The 21,388-nt window shown below is 72.4% G+C and carries 18 protein-coding genes and 2 pseudogenes; 11 read left to right on the top strand and 9 right to left on the bottom strand.

Annotated features, from left to right (window positions below; genetic code table 11):
• On the top strand, window positions 1-1,542 hold the full coding sequence (locus tag DRB96_RS33895; RefSeq protein WP_112451887.1) for a hypothetical protein: 1,542 nt from the start codon (window positions 1-3) through the stop codon (window positions 1,540-1,542).
• Window positions 1,543-1,662: 120 nt separating this feature from the next.
• On the opposite strand, the gene DRB96_RS46390 is transcribed toward DRB96_RS33895, so the two are convergent.
• Both DRB96_RS46390 and DRB96_RS33910 read right to left on the bottom strand, forming a co-directional pair.
• Window positions 1,663-2,793 (bottom strand): 2Fe-2S iron-sulfur cluster-binding protein, encoded by a 1,131-nt coding sequence (locus tag DRB96_RS46390; RefSeq protein WP_343234711.1) that lies wholly within the window; start codon window positions 2,791-2,793, stop codon window positions 1,663-1,665.
• 311 nt (window positions 2,794-3,104) lie between these two features.
• A complete protein-coding gene (locus tag DRB96_RS33910) occupies window positions 3,105-4,175 on the bottom strand; it encodes a helix-turn-helix domain-containing protein (RefSeq protein WP_112451889.1) in 1,071 nt (356 codons plus the stop codon).
• 121 nt (window positions 4,176-4,296) lie between these two features.
• Between DRB96_RS33910 and DRB96_RS33915 the strand changes: the two genes are divergently transcribed.
• Window positions 4,297-5,013, top strand: coding sequence for a GNAT family N-acetyltransferase (locus DRB96_RS33915; RefSeq protein ID WP_239516444.1), 717 nt, complete (start codon window positions 4,297-4,299; stop codon window positions 5,011-5,013).
• Here the strand turns inward: DRB96_RS33915 and DRB96_RS33920 are convergent.
• Window positions 4,960-6,474, bottom strand: a complete 1,515-nt coding sequence (locus tag DRB96_RS33920; RefSeq protein WP_112451890.1) for a cellulose binding domain-containing protein — start codon at window positions 6,472-6,474, stop codon at window positions 4,960-4,962. The two genes, DRB96_RS33915 and DRB96_RS33920, sit on opposite strands and share 54 nt — an antisense overlap.
• Window positions 6,475-6,824: 350 nt before the next feature.
• On the opposite strand from DRB96_RS33920, the gene DRB96_RS33925 reads away from it, so the two are divergent.
• The 6 genes from DRB96_RS33925 to DRB96_RS43355 all read left to right on the top strand — a co-directional run bounded on the left by DRB96_RS33925 (window position 6,825) and on the right by DRB96_RS43355 (window position 13,497).
• On the top strand, window positions 6,825-7,424 hold the full coding sequence (locus tag DRB96_RS33925; protein ID WP_112454050.1) for an acyltransferase: 600 nt from the start codon (window positions 6,825-6,827) through the stop codon (window positions 7,422-7,424).
• Window positions 7,425-7,852: 428 nt separating this feature from the next.
• On the top strand, window positions 7,853-9,022 hold the full coding sequence (locus DRB96_RS33930) for a hypothetical protein (protein ID WP_112451891.1): 1,170 nt from the start codon (window positions 7,853-7,855) through the stop codon (window positions 9,020-9,022).
• Complete coding sequence (locus DRB96_RS33935; RefSeq protein ID WP_112451892.1) at window positions 9,019-9,789, top strand: WecB/TagA/CpsF family glycosyltransferase; 771 nt, start codon at window positions 9,019-9,021, stop codon at window positions 9,787-9,789. Before DRB96_RS33930 ends, DRB96_RS33935 begins: the two co-directional genes overlap by 4 nt.
• Window positions 9,789-11,045, top strand: coding sequence for a nucleotide sugar dehydrogenase (locus DRB96_RS33940; protein WP_112451893.1), 1,257 nt, complete (start codon window positions 9,789-9,791; stop codon window positions 11,043-11,045). Before DRB96_RS33935 ends, DRB96_RS33940 begins: the two co-directional genes overlap by 1 nt.
• A 4-nt stretch (window positions 11,046-11,049) precedes the next feature.
• Window positions 11,050-12,180: a UDP-N-acetylglucosamine 2-epimerase (non-hydrolyzing) gene (gene wecB / locus DRB96_RS33945; RefSeq protein ID WP_112451894.1), complete on the top strand. Its 1,131-nt coding sequence runs from the start codon at window positions 11,050-11,052 to the stop codon at window positions 12,178-12,180.
• Between the two features lie 114 nt (window positions 12,181-12,294).
• Window positions 12,295-13,497 (top strand): endonuclease/exonuclease/phosphatase family protein, encoded by a 1,203-nt coding sequence (locus DRB96_RS43355; RefSeq protein ID WP_162689116.1) that lies wholly within the window; start codon window positions 12,295-12,297, stop codon window positions 13,495-13,497.
• A 506-nt stretch (window positions 13,498-14,003) separates the two neighbouring features.
• Here DRB96_RS43355 and DRB96_RS33955 read toward each other — a convergent pair.
• Window positions 14,004-14,498 (bottom strand): GNAT family N-acetyltransferase, encoded by a 495-nt coding sequence (locus tag DRB96_RS33955; protein WP_112451895.1) that lies wholly within the window; start codon window positions 14,496-14,498, stop codon window positions 14,004-14,006.
• A 155-nt stretch (window positions 14,499-14,653) separates the two neighbouring features.
• Between DRB96_RS33955 and DRB96_RS33960 the strand changes: the two genes are divergently transcribed.
• On the top strand, window positions 14,654-15,247 hold the full coding sequence (locus DRB96_RS33960; RefSeq protein WP_162688827.1) for a hypothetical protein: 594 nt from the start codon (window positions 14,654-14,656) through the stop codon (window positions 15,245-15,247).
• A gap of 121 nt (window positions 15,248-15,368) precedes the next feature.
• On the opposite strand, the pseudogene DRB96_RS33965 reads toward DRB96_RS33960, so the two are convergent.
• The 3 genes and pseudogenes from DRB96_RS33965 to DRB96_RS33975 all read right to left on the bottom strand — a co-directional run bounded on the left by DRB96_RS33965 (window position 15,369) and on the right by DRB96_RS33975 (window position 17,356).
• Window positions 15,369-16,239: pseudogene (locus tag DRB96_RS33965) on the bottom strand (hypothetical protein).
• A gap of 95 nt (window positions 16,240-16,334) precedes the next feature.
• Window positions 16,335-16,772 carry a DUF4267 domain-containing protein gene (locus DRB96_RS33970; protein ID WP_112451897.1) on the bottom strand — a complete coding sequence of 146 codons (438 nt, stop codon included), beginning with the start codon at window positions 16,770-16,772 and terminating at the stop codon, window positions 16,335-16,337.
• Window positions 16,773-16,909: 137 nt separating this feature from the next.
• On the bottom strand, window positions 16,910-17,356 hold the full coding sequence (locus DRB96_RS33975; RefSeq protein ID WP_112451898.1) for a DUF1772 domain-containing protein: 447 nt from the start codon (window positions 17,354-17,356) through the stop codon (window positions 16,910-16,912).
• 90 nt (window positions 17,357-17,446) lie between these two features.
• Here DRB96_RS33975 and DRB96_RS33980 point away from each other — a divergent pair, with 90 nt between their 5' ends.
• Entirely contained in the window at window positions 17,447-18,025 is a 579-nt protein-coding gene (locus tag DRB96_RS33980) for a TetR/AcrR family transcriptional regulator (protein WP_112451899.1), read from the top strand.
• Window positions 18,026-18,247: 222 nt separating this feature from the next.
• On the opposite strand, the gene DRB96_RS33985 is transcribed toward DRB96_RS33980, so the two are convergent.
• Window positions 18,248-18,910: an MSMEG_1061 family FMN-dependent PPOX-type flavoprotein gene (locus tag DRB96_RS33985; RefSeq protein ID WP_112451900.1), complete on the bottom strand. Its 663-nt coding sequence runs from the start codon at window positions 18,908-18,910 to the stop codon at window positions 18,248-18,250.
• 246 nt (window positions 18,911-19,156) lie between these two features.
• On the opposite strand from DRB96_RS33985, the pseudogene DRB96_RS45305 reads away from it, so the two are divergent.
• A pseudogene (locus tag DRB96_RS45305) lies at window positions 19,157-19,411 on the top strand (UDP-N-acetylglucosamine--N-acetylmuramyl-(pentapeptide) pyrophosphoryl-undecaprenol N-acetylglucosamine transferase); the annotation flags it as partial.
• 461 nt (window positions 19,412-19,872) lie between these two features.
• Here DRB96_RS45305 and DRB96_RS33995 read toward each other — a convergent pair.
• The gene (locus DRB96_RS33995) at window positions 19,873-20,898 is read right to left on the bottom strand and encodes a hypothetical protein (protein WP_162688826.1); all 1,026 of its coding nucleotides are present in this window, start codon (window positions 20,896-20,898) and stop codon (window positions 19,873-19,875) included.
• Between the last annotated feature and the right edge of the window lie 490 nt (window positions 20,899-21,388).

A 21,388-nucleotide genomic window follows, 5' to 3' on the forward strand; every position in this document is an offset into this window, starting at 1 on the left:
ATGCTCACCAACAGAGAATCCCTCCTGTGGGAGTGGCGCCTGCTGCGCCGTCCGGGCCGGCTGGCCGCGCTGATCACGGCGGCCCTGCTGGTCCTCGTCTTCGGTCTGGTCTACGCGTTCGGCAACCACGCGTCCTGCCAGGGCGTCTGCCCGACCGACCCCACCGGGCCGGACGGCGCCCCGGTCAGCGACCAGTTCTACTTCGTCCACCGCGACCTGGGCGAGAACGGCAGCATCACGGTCCGGATGGCGTCCATGACGGGCACAATCACCTACCCGCCACCGCACCACGACCAGCTCGTCCCGGGCCTGACGCCCTGGGCGAAGGCGGGGATCATCGTCAAGGACGGTGTCCGCCAGGGCTCCTCCTACGCGGCGCTGATGCTCACCGGAAGCCATGGTGTGCGGATGCAGTACGACTACCGCCACGACATCGCGGGCAGCGCGGGCGGGGCCTCCGCCCAGTCCCCGCGCTGGCTCCGGCTGACCCGGTCGGGCTCCACCGTCACCGGCTACGAGTCCGCCGACGGCGGGCGGTGGACGAAGGTCGGCGAGGCGCTGCTGCCGGGCCTGCCCGCGACCGTGCAGGTCGGCCTGTTCGCCGCCTCGCCCGGTGACCTGACGCTGCGGCCCGTGGGCCTCGGCGGCGCCACCGAGCAGGTGCGCTTCGCCCAGGCCACGGGCCGCTTCGACAACATCTCCCTCGACGGCGCGGCAGCCGGCGGGGGCTGGAGCAAGGACGCCGTCGGCGAGATGAACAAGACCGACTGGGAAAAGCTCCACAACCCCTCCGGGGCGGTGGAGGAGGGCGGGACGATCGCCGTCAGCGGCTCCGGCGACATCGGGCCGGTCGGCGACACGGGCGGCGCGGTCTCCGTGGAGCGCCTCCTCGCCGGACTTCCCTTCGCCCTGCTCGTCGTGCTCGTGGCCGCCGCACGGTTCGGCGCCGCCGGGTCCCGGCGCGAACCCGGGCCGGGTGCGCCCGCGAACCGTGCGGAGGCCGCGGCGAGGGCGGTCGTCTTCGGAGTCCTCACGTTCGTGACCGGCCTCCTCGCCATGGCCGTCGTGATCCCGGTCGGCGCGGCCGTCCTGAGCGGGAACGGGGTCTCGGTCCTCGATGTGTCCCCGCTCACCGCGGTGCGCGTCGTGGCCGGCACGGCCGCCGCGCTCGCCCTGACCGGCGTGCTCGCGGTGGCGCTGGGCGCCCTGCTCCGGCGGGCCTGGCTCGCGGCGGCCGTCGCCGTCACGGTCATCGCGGTCCCCTACGCCGTGACCGCCTTCCCGCTGCTGCCGGACGGCGTGTCCCAGTGGCTGCTGCGGGTCACGCCGGCGGCCGGCTTCGCCGTCCAGCAGACCCGGGTCGCGTATCCCCAGGTCGTCGGCCACTACGCGCCGTCCGCCGGATACTTCCCGCTTCCGTGGTGGGCCGGGTTCGGCGTGCTGTGCGCGTGCGCGGCGGCCGTGCTCGCCCTCGCCCTCCGGCGGCGGCCGAGGTGCGGCGAGCCGGACGAGAGGGCCGTCCAGCCGGCCGACTGGAGGTGACCGAAGCCGGCGCGGGGGCCCACGGGCTCCCGCGCCGCGCCATGGGACGGCGGTGCGGTGCGGTCCGTGTTCCGGTCCGCCGCGGCCGTGCGACCGGGCCGGGCAGGCCCGCGGAACGGTTCAGGCGTCGATGACGAGGTCCGTCGTGGGGATGGACTGGCAGGTGAGGACGTCGCCGTCGGGCAGGTCGTCGGAAGGGGTGACGAGGTGTGCGGCGCTGCCCTTCAGGACGGTGCACGCGCAGCTCTCGCACTGGCCGACGCGGCAGCCCGAGGACATCTTCACCCCGGCGGCCTCGCCGAGGGCCAAGAGGGCCCCGTCGCCCTTCTTCCAGGTGGTGGAGCGTCCGGTACGGGCGAAGGTGACGGTGAAGGAGGCGTCGTCGGGAACCTCCACGTCGCGCCGGGTGGGCCGGAACTGTTCCCTGAAGACCTCGAAGCGGGGTACGCCGCGCTCCTTCAGCCCCTTGCCGAGGGCGTCGAGCATGGGGTCGGGGCCGCACATGTAGAAGCGGGCGCGCCGGGCCACGAGCCCGGGGTCCACGTCGTCGGGGGTGATGGAGCCGGTGCGGTCGTGGTCGGTGCCCGGCACCTCGTGGGGCAGGGGGTCGGCGTAGTGGTCGATGACCGTGAGCTGGGGGATGCGGGCGCGCAGGGCTCGGATCCGCTCGCGGAAGGGGTGGTCCGCGGAGTTGCGGTTGCCGTGGTGCAGGACGACTTCGGGGACGGTGCCGCCGGTGGCCGCGAGGGTTTCCAGGTAGCTGAGGAAGGGGGTGATGCCGATGCCTCCGGCGAGGAGGACGACCGGGTGGTCGGTGTGGGTGGGGATGACGAAGACGCCGCGCGGGTTGGCGAGGTGCAGCCGGTCGCCGGTCTTCAGCGTGCGGTGGACGTGTCCGGAGAAGGCGCCGTCGGGGATGTGCCGGACGGCGAGGTGGTAGGCGGTGCGTCCCGGCTCGATGGCGGGGCCGGTCAGCGAGTAGCTGCGCGCGCCGGCCGGGTCGGCGGGGGCGCCGCCCGGGTCCTCGGTCCGGACGGTCAGGTGCTGGCCGGGCCGGTGGTCGGGCAGGGGGCCGCCGTCGGCGGGCTCCAGGCGCAGGGCGCGTACGCCGGGGCTGACGTCGGCCAGTTCCGTGACGGTGAAGGGGCGGGTGCCGGTCCAGGTTCCGTCGGCGGGGAGGGGACGGATCTCGCAGACCGCCGCGCGCAGCGGTACGGAGCCGCTGAGCGGGTCGGTGCTGGTGTGGTCGATGAGCCGGTTGAAGTTGTGGTCTGGTTCTTATACACATCTCCGGGGCCACGAGACCACGCATGCACCTGGCCTTAGTTTCGTGGGCTCGGAGATGTGTATAAGTGCCAGGTCGTGAGGGTGTTCGCGGGGGCGGCGGCGAGGATGGCGGACATCGGCGTACTCCTTGTGCGGGGCGGGTCTGAAGCACCGGCCGGGTGGTTTCCCTTGCGGCGATGACTCCATCCTCGGTCGCGCGCCCGCACGCTTCGAGTGGCGTGAACGCCTTGGTTCGTCAAGATCCCGCCAGCGCCGGAGATCGCCCCCGCCCGGAGTCAGGGACGCGGAACGGGCCGCACGAACGCCTTCCGGTACGCCGTCGGAGTCGTGCGCATCTGCCGGGTGAAGTGGTGCCGGTAGGTCGCCGCCGAGTCGAAGCCGACGGCGGCGGCCACCTCGTCCACCGTGCCCTCGCCCGACTCCAACAGCACGAGGCTCGCGGAGATCCGCTGGGAGACGACCCAGCGCATCGGGCTCACGCCGTTGCGGCGGGTGAAGTGGCGCAGGAAGGACCGCTCGGACATGCGGGCCTCGCGGGCCAGGGCCGGGACCGAGAGCGGGCCGTAAAGGCGCCGCATGGCCCAGGCCATGCTCTGGGCGATGCCGTCGTCCGCCGCGTCGGGGCCGATCTCGCCGACCGCGGCCTCGATGAACTGCGCCTGCCCGCCCTCACGGTGGGGCGGTACGACGAAGCGGCGGGCGACGGTGTTGGCGACGGCGGCACCGTGGTCGCCGCGCACCAGGTAGAGGCAGAGGTCGATGCCGGCGGCGCTGCCCGCGCTGGTCAGCACGTCGCCGTTGTCCACGTAGAGGACGTCCGCGTCGACCTCGATCTCGGGGTGCCGCTCGGCGAGCGTACGGGCGTAGCGCCAGTGGGTGGTGGCGCGGCGGCCGTCGAGCAGGCCGGTCGCGGCGAGCGCGAAGGCTCCCGAGCAGATGGAGACCAGGCGCGCGCCCCGGGCGTGGGCCCGCAGCAGGGCCTCGACGAGCTCCGCGGGTATCGCGGCGCCCGCCGAGGAGACCCCGGGAACGATCACGGTGTCGGCGGCCGCGAGCACGTCGAGGCCGTGCTCTGCGCGGAGGGTGAAGCCGCCGACCGCGCGCAGGTCGCGGCCCGGCTCCGCCGAGCAGACCCGCAGGTCGTACCAGGGGATGTCGCCCAGCTCGGGCCGGGCGAGCCCGAAGACCTCGACCACCACGCCCAGTTCGAAGGGGGCCATGCCGTCGAAGGCGAGGACCGCCACCACATGGGCGGGGGCCGGCTTCTTGATCTCGACGGCCACGGCGGTCGCGGAGGCCACCGCGGTCGCGGGGGGCGCGGAGGACACGGAGGGCACGGGAGTCATACCGCCACCTTAATGACCGTGCCCCACCTCGACGCCCGCGCGCGGGATGGTCGGATCCCACCCCGGCCACGTAAGGTCTCTTTCGGAGTACTGGCTATTACCATCCAGGGGGCGGGCCGCGATGCCGGACAGCAGGACCAATGAGCTCGTGCGGATGTGGATCGACGGCTGGGTCGTCTCCCGCGGCGGCTCGGACCCCATCGACGAGCCGTGGGGATGGACGATCGACGTAGGGCAGCCCCAGCACGTCGCCCGGCACGTGCTGCCGGAGCCCACCGAGGCCGACGTGCGCAAGATCGTCGCCGCGACGAGCGCACCCGGGACGTGGCTGAAACTGTTCGCCGAGGACCAGACGGTTCTGCCTTGGGTCGGGCCGGGCTGGCGGTGCGACGAGCCCGGATTCCTGATGACGTGCCACCTCGAACCGGAGCACACCGAGGTGCCGGCCGCCGGTCACACGCTCACCATCTGGACCCGCGGCGGCGTCAGCCGGGTGCTGGTCCGCACGCGCCACGGGCACTTCGCCGCCCGCGGGCAGATCGCCCACGCCGGCGACCACGTCGTGGTCGACCAGGTCGAGACCGCCGCCGAGCACCGGCGCAAGGGCCTCGGCGGCCTGGTGATGCGCACCCTGCAGAGCACCGCGTACGAGGCCGGCGCGAGGACGGGCGTCCTGGTCGGCACGCCCGAGGGCCGGGCCCTCTACTCCTCGCTGGGCTGGACCACTCGCTCCCCGATGGCGAGCCTCTGGTACGAACCCTCGGATTCCGCCCAAGTGGGACCCCTAGCGCAGGGCGGCGAAGGCCTGGGTGAAGGCGAGCGGCTGCTGGAGCACTGAACTGCACGTCGCGTCGGCGTAGTTGACGGCTCCGGCCGGGCACTGCTTGTCGCGGGCCGCGGACCACATCGCGAGGCGGCCGATGCCCTTCGACTTCGCGAAGTCCACCAGCTGCGTCGCGTCGGAGACGGTGAAGACCTCGCTCACGACGTCGTTGACGCCGATCATCGGCGTGACGGCGACCGTCTTCCAGGCGGCCGCGTCGGACAGTCCGAGCACCGCCTTGACCTGCGCCTGCGTGGCCGTCGCGGCCTGGATCGCGTACTGCCCCATGTCGCCGCCGTAGGCGGGGCCGTAGTCCATCGCCATGATGTTGACCCCGTCGACCCGCACCCCCGCCTTCTTCGCGTCCGCGAGCAGCGCCACGCCGGGCTGGGTGAGGCCCTCCGGCATCACGGGCAGGGTGAAGGCCACGTCCAGGCCCGGGTGGGACTTCTGCAGCTGGGCGACGGCCTGCGCGCGGCGGGTGTTGGCCGCGGTGTCGGGCAGGGCCGCGCCCTCGATGTCGAAGTCGACCTTGGTCAGCCGGTACTCGTCGACGACCTTGCCGTACGCGGCCGCCAGCTCGGTCGCGGTGGAGCAGTTCAGGGCCAGTTCGTGCCCGGCGGCGCCGCCGAAGGAGACCCGTACGTCCCCGCCCTTGGCCCGCAGGGCCCCGATCTGCGCGGCCACCTTGTCGCTGGCGAGGTCGGTGACCCCGCCCCACAGCGGGGTGCAGCCTCCGCCGGAGGTGACGAAGGCGAGGTGGAACTCCTTCACGCCCGTCCTGGTCGCGGTGTCGACCAGGTCGTAGGCGGGGTAGAGGGAGGTGTCCACGTACGGGGCGAAGCGCGCGCCCCCTCCCGGGCTCCCCGCCGCCGGCGGCGGCGTGGCGGATGCGGACGGGGTCGCGGTCCGGGTCGGCTGCCCGGTGGGCGCGCCCGGCGCGGGAGCGGTGGCGCCGGGCGACGCCGACGCCGATGCCGATGCGCTCGGCGCCGGGGCGGTGGTGGGGCGGCCGCCCGGTGTGGGCGCCGTGCCCGTGTCGGCCGAGCACTTCGCCCCGTCGATGCGGCAGGCCGTCGGTGCTCCGGGGGTGCCGGTCCCGCTCGCCACGAAGCCGATGGTGACCGAGGCCCCGGCGGCGAGCGATCGGTTCCATTCGGCCGGCTTCACGGTGACGTGGCGCCCGGACACCGTGTGGGTGCCGTTCCACAGGGAATCGATCTTCGTCCCCGCGGGCAGGTCGAACTCCAGGGTCCACCCCGTCCGCGTCTGTCCCGTGTGGTTGGTGATCACGTACTGGCCGGTGTAACCACCGCCCCAGGAGCTGGACTTCGTGTACACGGCTCCCACCGAGGCGGCCTGCGCCGTACCGGTGTGGAGGAGGGCCGCACCGCCGATCACCACCGCCGCCGCGACCGCGCCCACGGCCTTCGCCGTCTTGCTCGTCCTGCGCCGGTGACCGGTGGTGCTGCCCATCGCGTGCCTGCCTCTGAAGTACGGGGGGTTGGGGGGTGAGGCAGTACGCTAGCCGCCCGGAAACGGACATTCGATCGATTCGGGGCGGCCCGCTTGAGCCTTAGGTTCCGCTTAAGGGAGCGATCGGGGGGCGTTAAGCCTGCCGGCCCCGCCATCCGGGCCGACCGGGGCGGGCGGCCCGGCCTAACCCACGTCGACCCCGGCCGACCCCGGCCGACCCCGGCCCTCAAGTCCACTCCGTGAACAGTCGGTTGATCCCGGAGCGCGCCCGCCCCGCGGGGCATATGCTCCCTTCGTACGTCAGTACGCCGCGCATCCGCGTGCACGCGATCCGTGAAGGGGACCGCCCCGTGAGTGTCCGAATTCAACCCTCCTCCCAGGTCGACGAGACGGCCGAGCTCGGGGACGGGACCACGATCTGGGATCTGGCGCAGGTGCGGGAGAAGGCGCGCCTCGGCCGGGACTGCATCGTGGGGCGCGGGGCGTACGTCGGCCCCGGCGTGAAGATCGGCGACAACGTCAAGCTGCAGAACTACGCGCTCGTGTACGAGCCCGCCGAGCTCGGCGACGGCGTGTTCATCGGCCCGGCCGTGGTGCTCACCAACGACTTCTACCCACGGGCGGTCGATCCCGACGGCCGCCAGAAGCGCGGCGGCGACTGGGAGGCCGCCGGTGTCGTGGTGGCCGAGGGCGCCTCGCTCGGGGCCCGGTCGGTGTGCGTGGCGGGAGTCCGCGTGGGGCGCTGGGCACTGGTGGCGGCCGGCGCGGTCGTCTCCCGGGACGTGCCGGACTTCGCCCTGGTCGCGGGGGTCCCGGCCCGCCGCATCGGCTGGGTGGGCCGGGCCGGGGTCCGCCTGGTGGAACGCGAGGGCGAGCCGGGCGTGTGGGAGTGCCCGCGCACCGGCGTGCTGCACGAGGAGACGGACGGCGCACTGAGGGAACGGACCTGACGGAACGTCCGCAATTTAGGTCAGCGGCATTTCCTCAAAACCACAATCAACGAACATCCTTGGGCATACCTTGTCCCTGTACACGGGATCTGAGCAGGCAACAGGCTGTGTTCAGTGGGGGGTTGTACACGACGAGGGCATCGAGGACAAGGGGACGGCCGGCGCCACAGCGCCCGCCCGCCGCCGCCGTCCGCGATAGCTCCGGTCCGGGGCGCCACTGGAGGGGGATCCAGAAGGCGGCCGCGGACGGTTTCGTGCCATCGGGGGGTCACACCGCGGGCACGTGCCCCGTCATGCGCGTCCCCTCCACCGAACGACGACCGCCGGGTCTGTCCGAGGAACAATTCAGAGGGGGTAGGTGTGTTGGAGCCGTACAGCTCGGACATACGGGGTGTGCTCGGCACACAGGGATCCGGGGTGGGGACCCGATGAACACCACACGATTAGGAGCACTTGCCGACGAGGACGCGTCGCTGCACGCGCTGGCCGAGCGGCTGCTCGCGCTGGCCGAGGCGGGGCTGCCCGAGATGTACCTCCGGGGCGCGGAGACCTTCGTGTTCACGCGGGTGGGGACGGTCGCGCCCGACGGCACCCGCCGTGTTGAGCGGCGCGGTACCAGCACCCGGTACGCGGCCATCACCGCGCTCGGCGCGCGGTACCTTCCGGAGGACCGGCAGCGCGCCCTGTTCGGCGGGCTCACCGCCGGGGAGTTCACGGCGCTGCTGGTGGACCGGCTGCCCGCCGTGACGAACCTCGGCGACGCCGCGCTCATCGCCTGGGCCGCGGCCGAGACCGGGCACCCGAAGCTGGCGGACGCCCTCGCGCGCGTGGCCGTACTGGACGTCGCCGGACGGCCGCAGTACACGGTCGAAGCGGCCTGGGTGCTCTCCGCGCTCGCCGCCGCCCGCACCGAGGTGGACGTGGAGTACCGCCTCTCGGCGGCCCGCGACCGCCTGCTGTCCGCCAGGCAGGGCGACAGCCCGCTGTTCGCGCACGCCACCGGGCGGGGGCTGGTCCCCGGCTACCGCTCCCACGTGGCCTGCTTCGCGGACCAGACCTATCCGCTCCAGGCGCTGGCCCGGCTCCACGCGAGCGGTTCGGATCCGGTGGCCCTCGCGGCCGCCGACGCCTGCGCCGCCCGCATCTGCGCCCTGCAGGGGGACGGCGGACAGTGGTGGTGGCACTACGACGCCCGCACGGGCGGCGTGGTGGAGGGCTACCCGGTCTACAGCGTGCACCAGCACGCCATGGCCCCGACCGCCCTCTTCGACCTGGCCGAAGCGGGCGGCACCGACTTCGGCGCCGCGATCCGCCGGGGTCTGCGCTGGATGACGGACGTGCCCGAGATCGCCGGATCCGACGGCACCCCGCGCGAGTCCATGATCCGCGAGGACTTCGGGGTCACCTGGCGCAAGGTCTACCGGGGCGACCCCGTCAAGGCCGTCCGCGCCGCCCGCGGAGTGACCACCCGGGTGCTCCCGCAGGCGCGGCTGGCGCCGCTCGACCGGATCTTCCGCCCCCTGGCGGTCGACCGCGAGTGCAGGCCCTACGAGTTCGGCTGGCTGCTCCACGCCTGGCTCGGGGGTCCCGGGAAATGAACCACAGACGGACCCTCTTCGGGATCGGGCTCGACGCCCTGACGATGGACGAGACCGTACGGCGCTGCCTCCAGGCCGTGCGGCGCGGGGAACAGATCGAGATCGGCATGGTCAACGCGGCCAAGCTGGTCAACATGCGCCGCGACCCCCGCCTCGCCGCGGCGGTCGGCGGCTGCGACCTCGTCCTGGCCGACGGCCAGGCCGTGGTGTGGGCCGGCCGCGTACTCGGCGTCCGGCTGCCCGAACGGGTCGCCGGAATCGACCTGTTCATGCGCCTGCTGGCCGCCGCCGAGGGCGCGGACGTACCCGTCTACCTGCTCGGCGCCCGGGATGAGGTCCTGGAGCTGATGCTCCGCCGGATCTCCGAGCAGTTCCCGGCGCTGCGCGTGGCCGGCAGCCGCAACGGCTACTTCGAGGACGCCGAGCAGGGCGCGATCGCCGACGCCGTCGCCGAGAGCGGGGCCAAGCTGCTGTTCCTCGGCATGACCTCGCCCAAGAAGGAGATCTTCACCGCCGGCTTCGGCAAGCGCACCGGCGCCCACGTGGTGCACGGTGTCGGCGGATCCTTCGACATCCTGGCCGGGATCACCAAGCGGGCGCCCCTCGTCTGGCAGCGGATGGGACTCGAGTGGTTCTACCGCACGCTCCAGGAGCCGCGCCGCCTCGGCAAGCGCTACCTCACCACCAATGCGGCCTTCCTCCTCATGACGGTCCGGGAACTCATCCGCCGCACCCCGTCTGCCGGTTCCGCGAACAGGAGTCACTGATGCGTGTCGTCGTCGTGGGACAGGGATACGTCGGCCTTCCGCTGGCCATCAGGGCAGCCGAGGTCGGACACCACGTAGTGGGTTACGACGTGGACGCGCGGCGGGTCAAGAGCCTGGCCGCCGGCGAGTCGTACGTGGAGGACGTCTCCTCCGAGCGGCTGGCCCGGGCCCTGGAGCTCGGCACCTACCAGGCCAGCGAACTCGCCCGCGACTGCGGCGGGTTCGACGTCGCGGTCGTCACGGTCCCGACCCCCCTGCAGGACGGCGCCCCCGACCTGCGCTACATCGAGGAGTCGGCGCGCACCCTGGCCCGCTTCCTGCGGCCCGGCGCGACCGTCGTGCTGGAGTCCACCACCTACCCGGGCACCACCGAGGAGCTGTTCGGCCCGATCCTGGAGGACGGCTCGGGACTCACCGCCGGCGTCGACTTCCACCTGGGCTACAGCCCGGAGCGCATCGACCCCGGCAACACCGTCTGGGGCTTCCAGCAGACGCCCAAGGTCGTCTCCGGGGTGACCGCCGCCTCCCTCAAGGCCGTCGAGACCTTCTACGCGGGCCTCGTCGACACGACGGTGCCGGTGCGCTCGCCCAAGGAGGCCGAGCTGGCGAAGCTGCTGGAGAACACCTTCCGGCACGTGAACATCGCGCTGGTCAACGAGATAGCCATGTTCGCCCGCCACCTCGACATCGACGTGTGGCAGACCATCGAGGCCGCGGCGAGCAAGCCGTTCGGCTTCATGAAGTTCACCCCGGGCCCCGGGGTCGGCGGCCACTGCCTGCCGATCGACCCCTCGTACCTGTCCTGGCGGGTGCAGCGCGAGCTCGGCCAGAACTTCCGCTTCGTCGAGCTGGCCAACGACATCAACAGCCACATGCCCGAGTACGTCTCGCGCCGGGTCATGGACGCCCTCAACGCCAAGCGCCGCTCGGTCAACGGCTCCCGGATCCTGCTCCTGGGGCTGGCGTACAAGAAGAACACCGGCGACGCCCGGGAATCGCCGGCGGTGCGCGTGGCGCAGCTGCTCCTCGACATGGGCGCCAAGGTGCGCGCGGCCGACCCGCACGTGGTGGAGGGCATCAAGGCCGATGCGCGCCTCTCGCGGGTCGAGCCGACCAAGAAGGAGCTGGCCGCCGCCGACGTGGTGGTCCTGCTCACGGACCACGACGCCTTCGACTACGCGATGGTCACCGAGCACGCCTCCTTGATCCTCGATTGCCGCAACCGGCTGTCCGGCCCCAAGGTGGAGGTGCTCTGAGACCATGGCGAGGATCATCTGCGTGGCCGGGGCACGGCCCAACTACATGAAGATCAAACCGGTGATGGACGCACTGGAGCGCCGCGGCGCCGAGGTCGTCCTCGTCCACACCGGCCAGCACTACGACGACTCCATGAACGACGTCTTCTTCCGCGACCTCGGCATCCGTCCCCCCGACCGGTACCTGGGGGCCGGCTCCGGCAGCCACGCCCAGCAGACCGGCCGGGTGATGGCGGCCTTCGAGCCGTTGGTCGAGGAGCTGGCGCCGGACGCCGTCGTGGTGGTCGGCGACATCAACTCCACCCTCGCCTGCGCCCTGGTGACCGCGAAGGCCGGCCCGCTGCTGGCCCACGTGGAAGCCGGACTGCGCAGCCGGGACTGGAGCATGCCCGAGGAGGTCAACCGGGTCGCCACCGACCGCGTCAGCGACTACCTGCTGGCCCCCTCGCCCGACGCGGCCGCGAACCTGCGGTCCGAGGGGTACCGGGAGGATCAGATCCACGTCGTCGGCAACGTCATGATCGACACCCTGTTCGCCAATCTGGAGCGGGCCAGGGAATCCGACGTCCTGGACCGGTACGGGCTCACCCGCGGCGGGTACGGGCTGGTCACCCTGCACCGGCCGGCCAACGTGGACGATCCCGAGGCCCTGCGCGGCCTCCTGAAGGCGCTGGGCGAGATCTCCGGGCGCTGTCCGCTGCTGCTGCCCGTGCACCCACGGGCGGCCGAGCGGCTCGCCGAGATCGGGGTCCCCGGCGGCATCCGGCTCGTGCCGGCCGCCGGTTACCTCGACTTCATCGCCCTGCAGGACTCGGCCAGGGTGGTGCTCACCGACTCCGGGGGCATCCAGGAGGAGACCACCGCCCTCGGGGTGCCCTGTGTGACCCTGCGGGAGAACACCGAGCGCCCCATCACCGTCGAGCAGGGCACCAACGTCCTGGCGGGCACCGATCCGGAGCGCATCACCGCCACGGTGAACCGGGTGCTCGACGATCCGCCCGCGCCCCGCTGCCCCGAGCTCTGGGACGGCCGCGCGAGCGAGCGCATCGCGCGGGTCCTGCTGGACGGCGGAACCTCGGCGACCCGGCCGCGGCCCACCGACTCGGTTCCGGCGGGGGCGCCCGCGGCGCCGTAGCGCCCGGGCACCACCACAAGGCCGCTACACCGCACCACATCGACAACCGTATTCACCGCACAGAACAGGGCGGCGGCGCGTGCACGACACGACGCCGCCGCGAGGGGGAACACCATGGATCTCGCGGAGATCTGGCGGGTCATGCGCAGGCGCTGGTACGTACTGCTGCCCGGACTGCTGCTCACGGCCGCGCTGACCACCGGCGTGTACCTGATGGTCCCGGTGGAGTACCTGTCGCAGAGCACCGTGACGCTGCTGAACTCGAAGAAGGCCACGGTGGCCTTCGACGGCAACCCCTTCCTGAGCACCCAGGCCTCGCTCACCGGAATGGCGGACGGCCTCGCCCGCAACCTCAACTCCGACGACTCCAAGGCGGCCCTCAAGTCCCAGGGCCTCACCGGAACGTACGAGGCGAAGATCGCCGACAACGCCCAGGGGCCCTTCATGTGGCTGAGCGTCACGGGGACCGACCCGGCCGCCGTCCTGAAGTCGGACCAGATCTTCACCGCCTACGCCGAGAAGCGGCTCCAGGAGTTCCAGTCCCAGCAGGCGGTCGCACCGGAGGCCATGATCCGCATGGCGACGATCGTCCCGCCTCAGAAGCCGGAGCCCCAGACCAAGACCCGGATCCAGTACCTGGTCATGGCGGGGGCCCTGGGCTTCGTACTGAGCCTGGTGGCGACCTTCTTCGTGGAGGCCCGCCGCCGCAAGGCCGACAACCCCGGCGGCACGGGCAGGCGCCGGCCGCCCGCGGCGGCCGATGCCGCCGCTCCCGAGACCGGCACGCCGCAGAGCGCCCCCGCCGAGGCTCCCCGGCCCGTCTCTCATACACATCTGACGCCTCCGACCACCCTACCAGTGTACATCTCGCTGCGCGGCCGTACCACCCGAGTGGTGACCACCCATCTCGAACCCGCCGCCCCCGCCGTCCAGGAAGCACAGACCGGTGAACTCCTCGCAGGCCCGCTGAACACCACGCTCGCCACCGTGCTGCTCGGCGACCTCAACTCGGCGGCCGGCGGAGTCGGCGCGACACCGGGAACCAACACGCAGAGCCACAACCGCCTCCTGGCCGCCGGATTCACCGACGCCTGGACCGCCACCCGCCACCGCAACCCCGGCTTCACCTGCTGCCAGGCCCCCGACCTGCGCAATCCCACCTCCAACCTCACCCAGCGCATCGACTACGTGCTCTTCCGCGGCAAGGTCACCGCACTGGCGGCCGACCGGGTGGGCGACGCGCAGGGCGACCGCACTCCGTCAGGACTGTGGCCCTCCGACCACGCCGGCGTCAGCGGCGTGCTCCGGCTGCGTTGAGTGAGCCCCACGCAGGAGTAGGGGCCCCCGCGAGCGGAAGTACGGGCCCCGCCCCTTGGCGAGCCGGTCCGCGATTGAGGTCGGGGTGTGCTGCCCTGGCGGGTCGGCTAGGCGCTGATCCGTCTCGGCGTAGTCCTCGCGTCGGCCGGTGTAGCGCTGGAGCGGACGCCACTGCCGCAGTTCGGCGTGAGCGTGCTCGACACAAATCCGAGCCGAGGACTGTCGGCGGCGGTGCTCACGCCAGGCGTACTCCTCGCTGAGCGAGTCACCCCGCTCCGGCTTCTTCGGCGGGGCGCTGACCTGCTCGGGGAAGTCGTCGGCCAGGGTGCGCAGCCGCAGGCCGGGGCTGTCGGGGACGGCGAAGCCGCGGCCGGCCAGGAGCGGGCGGATCTCGCCGATGGCCCGGGAGATGGTGGAACGGGCCGCGCTCTACAGCTCGGCCAGCGCGGCGTGGGGGAGGCCTGGTGCGCAGGTGCACCAGGGTGACCAGCATCCGCCTTTCAAGTTCAGAGGGTGCCCGCACCCGGCCGTCGCACCATGTAGACGTCGATCGGGTCCTGGACCTCCACGGTGAACCCGTGGCGCTCGTACAGCCGCCGGGCGGCGCTGCCCTGCAGGACATTCAGGCGAACGGGCACGCCGCCGGCATCGATCCGTTCCAGCAGTGTTCGCAGCACAGCCGATCCGAGCCCCCGGCCCTGGAGGGCCGGAGTGAGATAGAAATTCTCCAGCCACCGCCCGTCCTCGGCGGGGCGCACAGTGACGCAGCCCGCGAAGGCGCCATCGGCCACGATGACCGACGTGTGCTGGGGGGAGAAGGAATCCCGCAGCCGTTGCCGGACCCGATGCTCGTCGAACCGTCCCAGCCGCTCCAGGTCCGGGCGCATCACCGTTGCCCGCAGCTCTGCGATCGCCTCGACATCCGTCGGCTCTGCGGAACGCAGCGCCCATTCCACGGGACGGCCCGGCCGTATCCCGTCCGCCCCCGCACTCGTATCCATGGGCCGAAGTATCTCAATGGCCCGCTGCGACCACGCGCACAGCAGGACCGGTTACCGGCCGGGCACCCTATCGCGCACCACGTCGTAAGGGCTGCTGGGCGCCGAGCAGTATGTGTGAGACTCCCTCTGAATGATCACTCGGGGGGAGTTTCGCGTTGAACGCAATGTTGAAGAGCGTGTGGATCGGGCTGGCCACGGCCTTGATCGTGAGTCTGGCCGCCTTGGCCCTGCCGGACCACATCCAGATAGTCGACGGGCGCATCCACCTGGGCGCGCCCGCACCCACGCCGTCCCCATCCACGCCGTTCCCATCCACGGCGGCGCCCACACCGGAGTCCACGTCGCCGCCCCTCACACGGGACGCCGTGGACGAGGTGATCCGGACCGCGGTCAGCGCGGCGGGCCTCGACCCGGCGCAGGGCCGCCCGACCGTCGCGGCCGGCGCCGACTCGGACAGGACGGGCTGGATGGCCGTCCGCGAGAAGGCCGCCGCACAGTCGGAGATGAACGCGATCTGCGTCGACCTGGAGCGTCAGGGCTGGACGCTGAACCCGAACGGCGACCGTCCCGACGACTCCCGCAGCTACAAGCGCGGGGGCTGGTACCTGCTGGTGAGCACGCGCGGGAAGACCCAGGCGCCGTCCACCACTTCCACCTTGACCGACTCGCAGACCTACCTGACCCTGACCGGGCTCCAGCTGAACCTTTCCGACATACCGCTCCCCGAGATCACCGTCAGCATCGGCTGACGTCGTGCTCGCGGGCCAGGGCTGCGATGGACCGGCCGTCCGGGTACGCGGCGCGCGCATCGGCGATCGGCTTGCCCGTGAGGGCCGGGCGGCGGCGGCCCTTGTTGGCAATGGCAATGGCCTATTGGATCAGATCGGTATGCGTGTAGCACGTCGGGCAGGAGTAGAGCTGCAGATTGTTCGCGTCGGAAACCTGGATCCCGGGCGGGTTCGCCACGTTGTCGCTGTCAATCACGGCGATGGCCTGGTCCTCGTACGGGACCCAGCCCCTTCTGTAGTCGCGAGATTCGTTCGAGGCGATGGTCAGCAGCGGGTTCATCGCCGCGCCACAGTTGATGCAGAACCGGGCGATGGGATCGGTGAGGCCCCACGGCGGCCAGCCGCCGACCTTCCAGCCGGGGGCAACGGACAGCTCGTCCATGTAGAACTCCTGCGGGGCGGGCTCGTAGGAATCGTCCATCGCGACGCCGGCCGCCTGCCACGCGCTCCAGTCGCTCAGCTGCCGCTGCAACTCCTCGTCCAACTCAAGGAAGTTGGGGTACTCGGTGACTTGCTCCGGTGCGAGCACGCACGGCTCCGGCGCGTAGCCGTACTGCGCCTCGGACGGTGTGGTCGGCGAGGCGAGGACATGGGTGACGTCGGCGGCGGTTCGCCAGAACAGTTCGGTCGGAGGCTTGTGTTCCGGCGGGTGCTCCGAGGGGCACCACAGCACCTGGAGCAGGTCTGTCCGTCCGGGCGGCCGTAGCTGGGGAACGTCGCGCACGTACAGCTGGGCCACCGGCAGGAGGGGGGAGACCGGACCCTCGTGCGTCGCAGTACAGCCATGGCTGCTCACTGGGCCACAGCAGCGGCCCACCGGCCGAGCTGTCGTACGGCGAAGGAGAACCGGGGCGGGGATGCAGCCGGGTCGTCGTGCGTGCCAGCGGGGCCAGCCGGGGGAAGGCCGCGGCCACGTCGAACGGCCGTGGTGGGGTGGTACGGATGACGTTCACGACGCAGATCCTGCCAACAGCCTCTGACAATCGGCGTACGGCGGGATCACCCGTGGCCCCGCCCTTCGCGAGCACCGACGCGGGCCGCGGTGGCGTCAGGCGGGCTGCGTGGCGGGCGTTGCCGGAGCGGCCGCGGCCACGGTCACGGCCTTGCGGGTCTCTCGCATGATGAGCAGGCCGTTGACCACCATCAGCGTCGCGGTCAGGCCGTGGACGCCGAGCGCGGTGGCCGCGGAGCCGTGGTGGGCCAGCACATTGGTCATGTCGCCGTACGCGGCGAGGGCCTCCACCAGCAGCACCCAGCCCAGCGCCCGGCGGTGACCCGTCGCCAGCAGGATGCCCAGGACCAGGGCCAGGACGATGTCGCGGATTCCCTTGACGATCAGGAAGCCGTCGCCGTCGCCGGACGGCCAGCTCGGGAGGCCGTAGCCCGGTGCCATCGTCTCCGGGCTCAGGATGTACTCCGTCCCGAACCAGAGGATGAAGAGGATGAAGGTGGCGGCCAGGACGGTGTTGATCTTCTTCAGCGACACTGTTCTTCTCCTTGCGAGTCTCGTCAGAGTGGTGAGCTTGGTGAGCGTGGAGCTTGCCGAGTCGTGTGGGGCCTGATCAGGCCGCGCGGAGGCGGCCGACATGGCCGGCGCGGCCCGCGCGGTGTCGGCCCGCGAGATCAGGCGAGGGCGGCGACGAGCAGGGTGAAGGCGGCGACGATGACGGCGACGCGGGCGTAGTGGAAGCGTTCCCAGCGGTGTACCTGCTTCTTCCAGTCCGCGGGCCGGTTCTCGGGGGTCCACGTCTTGTTCCGGTTGTTGATCGGGACGAGCAGCAGGAGCGACATGACCACGCTGAGGAGCAGCAGCGCGCCGGCGGTGACGACGAGGCCCGTGCCGTGGTGGTGCCATCCGGCTATGGCCCAGGCCGCGACGAGGGCGAGCGAGCCGATGTACCAGACCGGCATCACGGCGCCGAGCATCCGGCCCCCGTGGGCGTGGCCGAGTTGGCCGCTGTCCTCCGGGAGGGCGTTGAGAATCGGGTTCATGACGAAGGCGACGGAGAACTCCACCCCCACCATCACTCCGACGACCACGGTGGTGACGACCTCGAGTGCGTTGAGCATGATGACCCTCTCGATATCTAGCGTTGCTAGGTGATGGGGCAACGCTAGTACTACTGCCGCTTGATTGTCTAGCGGTGCTAGGATCGAATCATGTCGGTACAGGAACGCAAGCAGCGCGAACGGGCGGAGCGCGAACGCCTCATCGTGGCGACGGCCCGCGAACTCGCCGAGCAGCAGGGCTGGGACGCGGTCACCACCCGTCGGCTCGCCGAGCGCATCGAGTACAGCCAGCCCGTCCTCTACAGCCACTTCCGCGGCAAACGGGAGATCATCGGTGCCGTCGCCCTGGAGGGCGCCGCCGAGCTGGCCGCGGCGGTGCGCGCCGCGACCGCCGCGGCGGACGGCCCGCGCGAGCGGGTGTACGCCCTGGCCCGCGCCTACCTCGACTTCGCCGCACGCAACCCGGCGGTCTACGACGCCATCTTCCAGCTCGACGGCGGTCTCCCGTATGCACGGGAGGACACCCCGGAACCCCTCAAGGACGCGTTCGCCGCGCTGCTGGGGTGCCTCGGCGAGGTCGCCGGGGACGGCGTCGACCCGGGGCTGTTCACCGAGACGTTCTGGGCGGCCCTGCACGGGCTGGCCACTTTGACCAGGTCCGGACGACTGCCGCCGGAGCACACCGGGCAGCGGGTGGAACTGCTGGTGGACCGGCTCTCCATGGTCTGACGCACCGTTCCGGCGGGCACGGGGCCGGGGTTTTCGGGCCCGGCTGCCCCTGCCCGCCCGCGGCATAGCGTCCGGTCGCTCGCGCCCACACGGCACGGCCGGCCCTCGCGGCCTGACATCCGCAGGAGGTCGTACGCGCGGACCTGTCCGGTCACCAGAGACCCGGTGAGCCGGTGAGCCGGTGAGCGGGTGACCCGCAGCATGTCAGGCCCGTGCAGCCCGTTACTCGTACCGGTACTTCAGCGAGTCCGCCTCCGCCTGCTCGATGTCGGCGAGCGTCAGTTCCGGCATCCGCAGCTGGGCCAGCGTCACCTCGGCCGAGGCCGGCTGGGCGTCCGCCGGCAGCCACTGCTCCGGCTTCCAGGCCCCGCTGCGCAGGAGCGACTTGGGGCAGTGCGGGTAGACCTCCTCGACCCCCACCACCAGCGCACTGGCCGGCGGCTTGCCCACGGCGGTCAGCTGCGACAGCAGCTCCGGGCGGGTGGAGACGCAGGCCCGGCCGTTCACCCGGAGCGTCGTGGTGCGTCCCGGGATGACGAAGAGCAGCCCGGCCCGTCCGGTGGCGATGACGTTCTGCAGGGTGTCCAGACGCTTGTTGCCGGTCGCGTCCGGTATCGCCACGGTCCGTGCGTCCAAGACGGCGACGAACCCGGCGGGGCCGCCGCGCGGGGAGACGTCGCAGTTGCCCTCGGCGTCCGCGCTGGCGACCAGGACCAGGGACGAGCAGGCGATCAGCCGCTGGGTCTGCTCGGTGAGTTCGGTCATCTGCTTGCGCACGGCCGCGTCGCCGGGGAGTGCGTAGGCCCGGCGCAGCGCCTCCTGGTCGGATACGGCGTCGAGGCGGAGCGAGTCGAAGGCACTGCCGGCAAGGGGTGGTGGCGTCATGTCTCCGACCCTAGTGCGCCGACTTGCGATTGATCTTCATCGCGCTCGGACCGAGCGGAGTCGGGCGGGGGAGCGGGCGCGATCCGCGCCACCGGCCGCTGCCGAGCGGGACGCTGACGGGTCCTCGGACCGAGCGGCCACGGAGACGGCGGGCGCCCTCGCCTTACACCGGGCAAGTTATGTGCAACAGACTGCAGCCCACCCACTCGCCCGAGGGCGCAAGGCCCACGGGGAAGATCCGTCGCTCGTCGAACGCTGGTCCTGCACGAGCAGACGGTCCGGCTGGGCCTGGCCAACCGCAGGCTCGCGAGTTCCGCGACGCGTATCGCGGTGTCCTCCCAGTCCTCGCTGGCGCTGCTGCCCGCCGAGGTGCGCGGGCGCACGGTCGTCACCGGGAACCCCGGGCGGCCCGAAGTGCTCGCCCGGCACCCCGGCAAGGCCGTCGAAGCGCTGAACCCGTACGGGTTCGACCGGCGGCTGCCGACCGTCTACGTCACTGGCGCCTGCGAGCCGTTGACGGCGACGCCGAGCTCTACATCGAGGTCGAGTCCGGCGACGCGCGGTGGCCGGCACGGTGCCCGGCCATCGCCTCCCATCAGGTCGAGGAAGCCGGCTTCCTGGTGGAACCGGCGCGGGGGTACGACGCGAACGACGTGCTCCGGTCCGCGATCGAGCACGGCCGCGTGCGCCACATGCGGTGGCGCCGCCCCACCGGCAGCCGATTGCCACCCCGGACCCGGGACTCTCAACCGCCTGGTCGAGGCGGCTCCCTGGTACCGGTCCCGGCTCGGGACCGACGGGGTCCCGGCCATGGGGCTCCGTCCGGAGGTCCGTCCCCGGGACGTTCCCTTCCTTCCGGCCGGGGCTGCGGCGCCTCTCGTTCCCGGCCGACGCCGGCGCCTTCGCCCGCGCGCCTTCGTCCCTGGCGCCTTCGCCCTGGCGTCGGCCCGCTGCCGGGCTTCTCAGGGGGCTCCGCGGCGCGTCGGGCGGACGAGCCACCGCCAGGGTGGGCGGTGTCGGCGGATCTCCCGGCGCACCGCGCTCGCCCTCTCCGCCACACCCGTCTCCTCGTGGAACCGCGCCAGGAGCCCGAGGGTGCGGACCACGTCCTCGCGGTACGAGCCGGGGTCGTCATCCGCCGCCATGAGGTCCGCCCGGGGCACGTCGCTCACGTCGCTCACGTCGGGCGGTGGTCGCATGCGGCTGCGCAGCTCGTCGGCCTCGGCGCGGACCGCACGTGCCTCCGCGGCGCGGCCCTTCGCTTCCAGGGCGCCGGCGTGGGTCCGCAGGGACTGTTCCAGCGAGGGGGCCAGCGCGTCCGGGTTCGCCCCGGCACGATGCCGGTTGATCTTGACCGCCCGGGTGCTCGCGTCGAGGGCCCGGCTGCGCCAGTCGGTACCGACGGGGAGGGCGTGGCGCCAGGTGAGCAGGAGGCCGGAGAGGTTGGACAGGGCCAGTGCGTAAGTCCCGGGATGGTCGGGATCGTTGGGATCGTTGGGCGGGTCGCCGACGGCCGTCCGGGGCCCGAGGAGGTGCACCGCTCCCTCCGTCGCCGCGACCGCGGCGCCTCCGCGCCCTGAAGCGGAGAGGTCGGCGCCGATGTTGAGGAGGGTCGCGCCGAGGTCGTTGCGGTGCCGCTCGGTGTCCTGCTCGGCGAGCAGGACGAGCACGTCGAGCGCCGTGGCATGGGCGCGGAACCCGTCCGCCCACCGCCCGGCGGTGGCGAGGGCCTGCCCGTGGTCGCAGAGGGCGAGGGCGTACCGGGCCTGTCGGCCGTCGGGGCCGAGTCCGGCGGACCGGCCCTGCGGGTCGGAATCGGCCAGGAGGCGCTCGAAGTGCACGGCCCGCCCCGCCGCTTCGACGGCCGCCTGCGGCCGGCCCAGACTCGTGTGGCTGGTGAACAGGTTGGCGTACGCCACGCCCAGGTGCGCGGTCTGCGAGCCGGGCCGCTCGGCCTCCAATCGCTCCAGGAGCGCGACGACCCGCACCGTCGAGTGGTGAGCTCCTCGTACCGCCCGGCGCCGCGCAGGGCGTTCGCCAGCTGGACGTGGACGAAGGCGTGCCGGTCCGGGTCGTCCGTGGCCGCCAGCCAGTGCCGGGCGAGCCGTTCCACCAGGACCGCGCGGGCCGGGTCGAGGTCGGGGTGCTCGCGTTCGGGCAGACGGGCCTCGATCGCCTCGAGGAGCCCCATGTCGATGTCGTCGAGCGCGGCGACCGCGCCGAGTGCCCGTCCGCCGGCGGCGACGGCGAGCCACGGTGCCCGCCGCAGCAGCGGGTACAGGTGGTCGTGGCGCATGTGCCGCCAGCGTTCGGCGGACGCGGCCAGGAAGATCAGCGCGCGGGGCGTCCACGACGCCGGCCGCCCGTCGCCGCCGGGCAGCAGGAGGCGGCCGAGCGCCTCCGGGGCCCAGGAGGACGGCGGGTAGACGCTCTGCGCGCGGTGGCCGGGAAGGGTGAGGGCGAGGAAGTCCTCGGCGA

The sequence above is a fragment of the Streptomyces sp. ICC1 genome, from assembly GCF_003287935.1.
In the GTDB taxonomy this organism is placed as follows: Bacteria; Actinomycetota; Actinomycetes; order Streptomycetales; family Streptomycetaceae; genus Streptomyces; species Streptomyces tritrimontium.